Below are 7,567 nucleotides of genomic sequence, written 5' to 3' on the forward strand. Positions count from 1 at the left end.
GTTATCACGGCAATTTGTATATCGATGAGTATTTCTGGATTTATCGCTTTCAGGATACCGGGGTCGAACTGAGAGGCGACCCGATAACACTTTGGAATGGCGCCAACCTGTATTTTCTCGGTACCAACTCCCGCACTGCCCAGAGTTATCACGGCAATTTGTATATCGATGAGTATTTCTGGATTTATCGCTTTCAGGAGCTGCGCAAAGTGGCCTCCGGGATGGCGATGCACAAGCAGTGGAAGCAGACCTATTTCTCTACACCCTCGACTTTAAACCATGATGCTTATCCATTCTGGGACGGACAACTTTTTAACCGTGGCAGGAAGAAAGCCCAAAAGGTTGAAATAGACATTAGTCACCAAGCCTTAGCGGTAGGGCAAACCTGCGATGACGGTCAGTGGCGGCAAATTGTCACGGTTGAGGATGCCGTTGCTGCAGGCTGTGATTTGTTCGACCTTGAGCAACTAAAGCTTGAATATAACGAGCAGGAATACAACAACCTGCTGATGTGCCAGTTTGTCGATGATGCAGCCAGTATCTTCACTCTTTCAGAACTGCAGGCCTGCATGGTCGATAGCTGGACGGTATGGGATGACTTCTATCCACTAACCAGCAAACCACTCAGCAACCGTCCTGTTTGGATTGGCTACGACCCATCGCGAACCCGTGATGATGCAAGTTGTGTGGTGGTCTCCCCACCTATGGTCTCAGGCGGTAAATTTCGGGTATTGGAAAAACATAGCTGGAATAACCTCGACTTTGACAGTCAGGCCAATCGGATTAAGAGCCTGACCCGGCAATATAACGTCCAGCACATTGCCATTGATACTAGTGGGATTGGCTACGGCGTCTATGAGTTAGTGCGTAAGTTCTTCCCGGCTACTACCAAAATCACCTATTCCGTTGAGGTAAAAAACCGACTGGTGTTAAAGGCTAAACAGCTGATTAGCCATCGCCGATTGGAGTTCGATTCTGGTTGGAATGACATGGCATTGGCCTTTCTCACTATCCACAAAACATCGACCACCTCGGGTAAGCAGGTTACCTATCAAGCCAGCCGAACCAATGAAACCGGACACGCCGACTTGGCGTGGGCGCTAATGCATGCCTTAGACCGCGAACCTCTGATGAGTATTGATGAGTCTGGCGGCGGCTCGCGGACTGTGATGGAGATTTTCTGATGAGTAACAATATCGAGGTGTTTTCATTTGGTGATCCAGTCCCTGTACTGGAAGGGCGGGAAATTACCGAATACCGAGAATGCTGGCTACATGGCGATTACTACGAGCCTCCGGTCAGCCTCCAGGGGTTAGCAAAATCACTTAACGCCAGCGTCCATCATCACTCTGCACTTTCTGTGAAGCGCAACATTCTGGTCTCCAGCTATCAAACTCATTCCCTATTGTCTAAGCAAGATTTCAGCAGAGTAGCACTCGACTATTTGGTCTTTGGCAATGCCTATTTTGAACGGGTAATTACTCGATTGGGAAAGACAATAAAACTTAAACCCAGCCCTGCGAAATATACCCGTCGGATGCCTGAAGACGATTACCTTTTCTTAACTGACAAGGGACACAAACACTACTTCAAATACGGCACCATTTTTCACCTGCTGGAGCCTGATATCAATCAGGAAATCTATGGCGTGCCTGAATACCTCGCGGCCCTAAACAGTGCGTGGCTCAATGAGTCGGCTACCTTGTTTAGGCGCAAGTACTACCTCAATGGCAGCCATGCCGGATTTATTCTCTATGTCACCGATACCGTTCACGAAGAGCAGGACATCAACAACCTGCGAAAGGCCCTGAAAGAGTCAAAAGGGCCGGGTAACTTCCGCAATTTATTTATGTATGCGCCAGATGGAAAAAAAGATGGCTTGCAGGTTATTCCTATCGCTGATGTCTCAGCCAAAGATGAGTTTTACAACATCAAAAACGTTACCCGCGATGACGTGCTGGCGGCTCACCGAGTGCCGCCTCAGATCATGGGAATTATTCCTCAGAATACTGGTGGCTTTGGTTCAGCAGAAGCGGCGACCAAAGTCTTTGCCCGCAATGAACTGCTGCCGCTACAGGAGAGGTTCAAAGAACTTAATGACTGGATAGGAGAGGAGGTGATCCGCTTACTCCCTATCTGGTCGACATTGACGAAACAGATTCAACGAAAGAGGAGCGATGATCAGGGTGCAGCAACACCCTAATCATCACCGGACGCGGTGACAGTACCACCGTGGCCAGCCGAGGCTCCCCGCCGTGTGCACACAGCACGGAGGAGCTTAGCATAATCAACAAAAAGAGGCTGCTACCGTGTCCAGACCTATCATCCCTTGGATGGGAGGCAAGCGCAGACTTGCCAAACATATCTTGCCATACGTCAATGGCCAGCGTACCTACGTCGAACCATTCGCCGGAGGTGCGGCAATATTCTTTATGAAAGAACCTTCGTCAGTCGAGGTGATCAACGACCTCAATGGCGAGCTGGTGAACTTGTACCGCATCGTCAAATACCACTTGGACGAGTTTGTCCGTCATTTCCGCTGGGCGCTTGTCAGCGGGAAGAGTTTTTGATGGCGAGGGATATCAACCCCAAAACACTGACTGATGTTCAACGGGCCGCGAGGTTCTATTACCTGCAGAAATTAGCGTTCGGAGGTAAGGCGGTGGGGCAGACCTTCGGGACATCGAAGACCACGCCGCTGCGTTTAAACTTGCTGCGTATTGAAGAAGACCTAAGTCAGGCCCACCTCCGCCTTGCCCGTACCACCATTGAAAACCTGCCATGCAAGATTGCATCGCCAGATACGACAGCCCGGAGACTGTGTTCTACCTTGACCCACCTTACTGGGGAACGACAGGCTATGGGGAAGCGTTTAGCTTTGACAATTATGTTCGTATGGCAGAGTTGGCTCAGACCAGCAAAGGGAAGTTTGTTATTTCCATAAACGACCACCCTGAGATAAGAGAAGTGTTCGAGGGCTTAACCTGTCACAATGTTTCTATTACCTACACTGTTGGCGGTTCTCATAACGCAGCCAAGCGTGACGAATTGATCTTCACATCCAAGTAAACACAAACACCTCAAATCACTCAGCAGGCGGCCACCCATTCCACCTGCTGCTTGCCTCGCGCTGTGCGGTCATCCCCCGCCACGCCTGCGGTCTAAATAGGCCGTAATTTTTATCACTGCGGAGAAGTTAAATGTGGCGGTATTACTGGCGTTAAGCGCAAGTTGGCTTGTTAGTGTTTCTTTGCAAATTTCGTGCGTAAGAGATAGCTAAATATTTGGCCGGTGGTTGGAAAAGCTATGCTGGAAACACAGTGAAGCAGATGGTTTATCGGAAAAAGGTAATTTGAGTGATTACTTTCTGATAAAGGTTATAAAGTCATGTTTTCATTGATTTTTAAAATCACTCATGGAAGGTGATCAAGGGTGATATCAAAGGTAACTCTCTTTAAGTCATTTATTTTATTGAATAATTCAAAGGCGTGATATGACCTTTTTAAAAGGTAACCAAATTATTCTTTATTTATTTTAAAATCACCTTTTTTGCTATCTAATTATTGATTAAATATTAATGATTTATAATACATTTCATACTTTGATTACCCTAGTTACCAATTCGCGACTGGCCCATAAATTTCAAAGTTAAAGCCAGTAACAATGGCTCGATACCTTGTCTAAAAACACAAAGAAAATCGTTTAGTTGGCAGTTATTATCTGACCAATATTGTATCCCCTGTCTAAATTTTCAACTTTTTCTGAGTGACTAAAACAATTAAAAGCATTTTTATTAGCTGTTTAGTTGATTTCCCACAAGCTACCCCCATAAAAGATATGGTTTATATGCCTAAAAATCTGTATTTTGCTTTCAACCGTGGATGCGGAATCAATACCAGCGAGGGTACTTTGAAAAAACTTGTACATCTGAAAGTTAAGCATGTGTCCTCTATGGGGCCACTTATTCAAGCGCTTCATCAGTTTTTTGCGCAATCGATGAAAGAACATGGTAAGAACAACTACGGCCTCTCCTTCCCAGAAATAGACGATAAATCAACAGGAAGCTTAGTGGGCGTAGTATCTCCCGATTCCGTTGAGGGCTTATTGTCTTTTGCTCCGCTCATTAAGTTGATGTCATCAGCAAAAGTGTCCTTTGAAGGGCTTCATGACGTGTCTGACGCCAGTCACATTCGCTATGTAGCGTTCATCCGAGACAGGAAGCTGGAACGCGGCGCACCACCTCAAGCCATGGCAAGAATGCTATCAAGCACCTCGGCAACAAAAGAGATGAGAGCGAAGGCTACTATGTCACGCTACTTTGAGCAGACACTGCCGCAAATCAATATGGTCAGTCACTCAAGTAAGCGCAATTTCACTCTCAATATCTCCAGACAAGAGGCTACACCTGAGCAGGCAGAACAAGCCCGAATGAATGTGTCCACGTTCAACTCTTACGGCCTCAGTAGCTACTCGAATCCTGTCTTTATTCCTGTTCTGGAGGTTAAATGACCTTGTTAGCAAACAGCAAAAATCAATCGTTGATAGAACACTCTCGACAGGTTTCAGAGAATGCGGCGGGTTTGTTTGATGCGGTTTTCTCTGATTTTAAGCCATCGGGTCGTGAGGCACTCAAAACATCAATCAGGATAAGTGCCTTATTGCATGATATTGGTAAAGTATCTGAAGATTTTCAGGCTTACCTAAAAGGAGAGGAAGCTTACCAACCCGAGATTGGGGAAGGACAACTTTACTCTGCTGATAATCCTCTGCACCATGAGCTAAGTCTCGTGTTATTCGATGCCATCTGGAAGCAATTAGTCGAAAGCTATTTACCGGAAAATATAAAAAAGAACAAAGCCAACCGTGAGCTAAAAAAACAGGTTCAATACGGGATTTACTGGCACCACGCAGAGCCAGTTCGTAAAAAAACTTTGAGTGAGATTGCAGAGCAGTATTTTGATGATGAAGGGCGCTTAGAACGCTTTGCTGATTTAGCCAAGTGCTTTCTGTCTGAATTACTCGGCCAAGAAATATTACTCAACTGCGATAATATTCTCGATGCGGTAGAGGCTGTCAAAGCTCCTCGCTTTTTTGATGTAGCAGAGCCAACACGTAGTGATCTGTCAGATTGGATAAAAGACTTTCAGAAGAAACTTGATAATAATGTCAGTCGTTTTATCGTTCGCTTTCTTACGATTTTCGCCGACAGACATGTGTCTGGCCTTAGTGTTTCTGATATTTACACGCCAATTAATGTCACCTCCTATGATGACAGCCGTTTCCTCAAGTCTATTAAGCAATATATAGATTTGCCGAAGTTAGCCGGGAAACGAACCGACGATCAACTCGCGGCGGCTGTTAATCTGGTCCACTATGATTCAAACGTGATCATGGGGGCTGCGGGATGCGGTAAAACACGGACTGCGTTGATGGCCTATCACAAAGCCCGCACTGAAGCTGAATCCTCCCATAAAGGAATGCTTTGGGTATGTCCTCGTATTGCCGTCGGACTCTCTGTATTGGAAGAAATCAAAGAGAGTTTACCTGATGCCAAGGTCTCTATTTTGACTGGTGAAACACAAGAGCTTTGGCAAGGTGAGCAATGCCTAGAAGAAGATATCTTCGAGGCGGATATTGTTATCACAACCATTGACCAGGTGGCGAAATGGCTCACATCGAATAGCGAGAACCAGAACTTTTTGGAATACATCAATCGCTACACAGTGTTTGACGAGTACCATGAGCTCTTCTCAATCCAGTCGTTGTACTACATCTCTGCTGTGCTGATGCGTATAAAAGAGTTCCAAACGCAGGGGCACGTATTTATCTCAGCAACACCAGAGCCTATGCATCTTCGTCTCATATGTCGACATGATGCCAGTTGGCAATACCCTGTCGTCTTGCCGTCGTTCAATGAGCAGCCAGTGCACCTCTCTTTCGTCGATAAATTGCCGGAGGATGAAACTAGTGCTGCCTATGTCTTCAATACGGCGTCTAAGGCACAGGATCAGGCCATTACAAGCTGGAGGAATGGGCGTGATGACATCATGTGCTATCACTCGAAATTCACAGCGAATGATAAAGCAGGCCTTACCCATGAGGTGCTTTCTCGTTTTGGGCGAAACCCGACCTCTGATTCAGAGACTTTGTTTGCCGGGCCTATTGCGCAGGCATCGCTGAATATATCACGGAAAAAACTGAATACTGAGTTAAGCCACCCAGCGAACGTGATACAGCGTATCGGGCGCAGTAACCGCTTTGCGGAGTACGGCAGCGCTACCGTAAAGATTCAGTCCGGCACAGAGCAGGTTCATGAAAAGAAAGGAAAATACGGTACCTTTGGCTCGCTAAAAAATACAGGTGCCAGAAAGAACAATTTTAAAGGCGACCGGGTTGTTCCTGACCCAAAGAAACAATATTACGCCGGATACAGTTACAAGTTTTATCAAGCGCTGGTGGCGACACTGGGCAATCAAGGTGCCAATCCGGAGAAACTGGCTGGTAATAACTTCACAACGTCGTTGAACGATCTCAATGACTTTTATCGAAAGTTTCATATTGAACAGGTAGAAAAAAACGGAAAGCTGGTGGACGAAACGAAAGAATTCGTCATTGATGCTTTGCAGTATCTCGATACGGTGAGGCTCTACAAACCTACCAAACTGACTATAGAGACTAATCTCGGTAAGGAAGTTGCGGTTTCATACCGTGGTGGCAGCATTTGGGCGACCATGTGCCATGCGGAAATATTGCCTGCTCGTACCCTAGCAGATTCGTTGATAGGTATGCCCGGCCAAAGAGAGCGGCTTGTTAGCATCACGGAGAGTGACTGCTATGAGATCGATGTGGTAGGCAATCTGAACTCACTCAGCGCCCCCGAATTTAAGCGACTCAAATCAAGCCTGACGTACCGTGCAAAATACGCAGGCCGAGAGAAAAGCACACACTTGGCCTATCTCGCTAAGCAACCCGGTTATCCCTTGGTCTGCTCCACACCATCGCTGACTGATGCAACCGGGCTCTATTACCTACATGTATTCAATGAACAACAAAAGCAGCTTGCAGTTGGTTTCAAACGCCTGAAAAAAGGCCTGTCATCTTTTTAATAACTTCACTGGGAAGAACAAAAACAATGAGCGTAAAGTACGTAGAGTTCAACATTAAGGCGTCTGGTTTCGGCTGTGTGAATACCAATGGCGGTGTAAACCCTAAAACGGGTAAAGAAGGATCAGACGAGGGTTTCCAAAACCGCATTTATGCCAAACAACGCGATGGCCAGATGTATATTTCATCAAACTGTATCAGAGGGCATTTCTTTGAGGAGGATGCTCGAGGCATGATGCTGGCCAATAATGCGGGCTTCAATAATAACGATGGCGAGCGTGGTGAATTGGTTGTCAGCAAAAGTGATATGCCAAGTGTCTCCCAGACTTTCGCAAGTTCATACCTTGGCTTGATGCGTGGTTACATGTTGATGGAGAAAGGCGCAGACTCCATTAAACGCAACTCACCATTTTACCCGCGAGCTTGCTAAAGGCTTGGATACGCCACTCGGTGATGGTGAAAT

Annotated in this window: 7 protein-coding genes; all 7 read left to right on the top strand. The window is 46.3% G+C overall.

Translation table 11 applies throughout. The features are described 5' to 3' along the window. Positions 1-1,184: terminase large subunit domain-containing protein (locus CS022_RS24070; RefSeq protein WP_201746386.1), on the top strand; the 1,184-nt coding region annotated here is incomplete at its 5' end. After that, positions 1,184-2,203: a phage portal protein gene (locus CS022_RS24075; protein ID WP_129124405.1), complete on the top strand. Its 1,020-nt coding sequence runs from the start codon at positions 1,184-1,186 to the stop codon at positions 2,201-2,203. The genes CS022_RS24070 and CS022_RS24075, both read left to right, overlap by 1 nt. 106 nt (positions 2,204-2,309) lie before the next feature. After that, positions 2,310-2,570, top strand: coding sequence for a DNA adenine methylase (locus CS022_RS25655; protein ID WP_201746387.1), 261 nt, complete (start codon positions 2,310-2,312; stop codon positions 2,568-2,570). Positions 2,571-2,781: 211 nt separating this feature from the next. Further along, positions 2,782-3,069 carry a DNA adenine methylase gene (locus CS022_RS25660; RefSeq protein WP_201746388.1) on the top strand — a complete coding sequence of 96 codons (288 nt, stop codon included), beginning with the start codon at positions 2,782-2,784 and terminating at the stop codon, positions 3,067-3,069. A gap of 840 nt (positions 3,070-3,909) precedes the next feature. Then, positions 3,910-4,509 (top strand): type I-F CRISPR-associated endoribonuclease Cas6/Csy4, encoded by a 600-nt coding sequence (locus CS022_RS24085; protein ID WP_161569740.1) that lies wholly within the window; start codon positions 3,910-3,912, stop codon positions 4,507-4,509. Beyond that, on the top strand, positions 4,506-7,106 hold the full coding sequence (locus CS022_RS24090) for a CRISPR-associated endonuclease Cas3'' (RefSeq protein WP_129124407.1): 2,601 nt from the start codon (positions 4,506-4,508) through the stop codon (positions 7,104-7,106). Before CS022_RS24085 ends, CS022_RS24090 begins: the two co-directional genes overlap by 4 nt. A 26-nt stretch (positions 7,107-7,132) precedes the next feature. Further along, a complete protein-coding gene (locus CS022_RS24095; RefSeq protein ID WP_129124408.1) occupies positions 7,133-7,534 on the top strand; it encodes a hypothetical protein in 402 nt (133 codons plus the stop codon). Positions 7,535-7,567: the final 33 nt, after the last annotated feature.

This window comes from Veronia nyctiphanis, from assembly GCF_004116385.1.
In the GTDB taxonomy this organism is placed as follows: domain Bacteria; phylum Pseudomonadota; class Gammaproteobacteria; order Enterobacterales; family Vibrionaceae; genus Veronia; species Veronia nyctiphanis.

Bases quoted from the DNA above. Each gene is read 5' to 3' on its own strand.
- CS022_RS24095 (WP_129124408.1), top strand. From the start codon at position 7,133: ATGAGCGTAAAGTACGTAGAGTTCAACATTAAGGCGTCTGGTTTCGGC.
- CS022_RS24090 (WP_129124407.1), top strand. From the start codon at position 4,506: ATGACCTTGTTAGCAAACAGCAAAAATCAATCGTTGATAGAACACTCT.
- CS022_RS24075 (WP_129124405.1), top strand. From the start codon at position 1,184: ATGAGTAACAATATCGAGGTGTTTTCATTTGGTGATCCAGTCCCTGTA.
- CS022_RS25660 (WP_201746388.1), top strand. From the start codon at position 2,782: ATGCAAGATTGCATCGCCAGATACGACAGCCCGGAGACTGTGTTCTAC.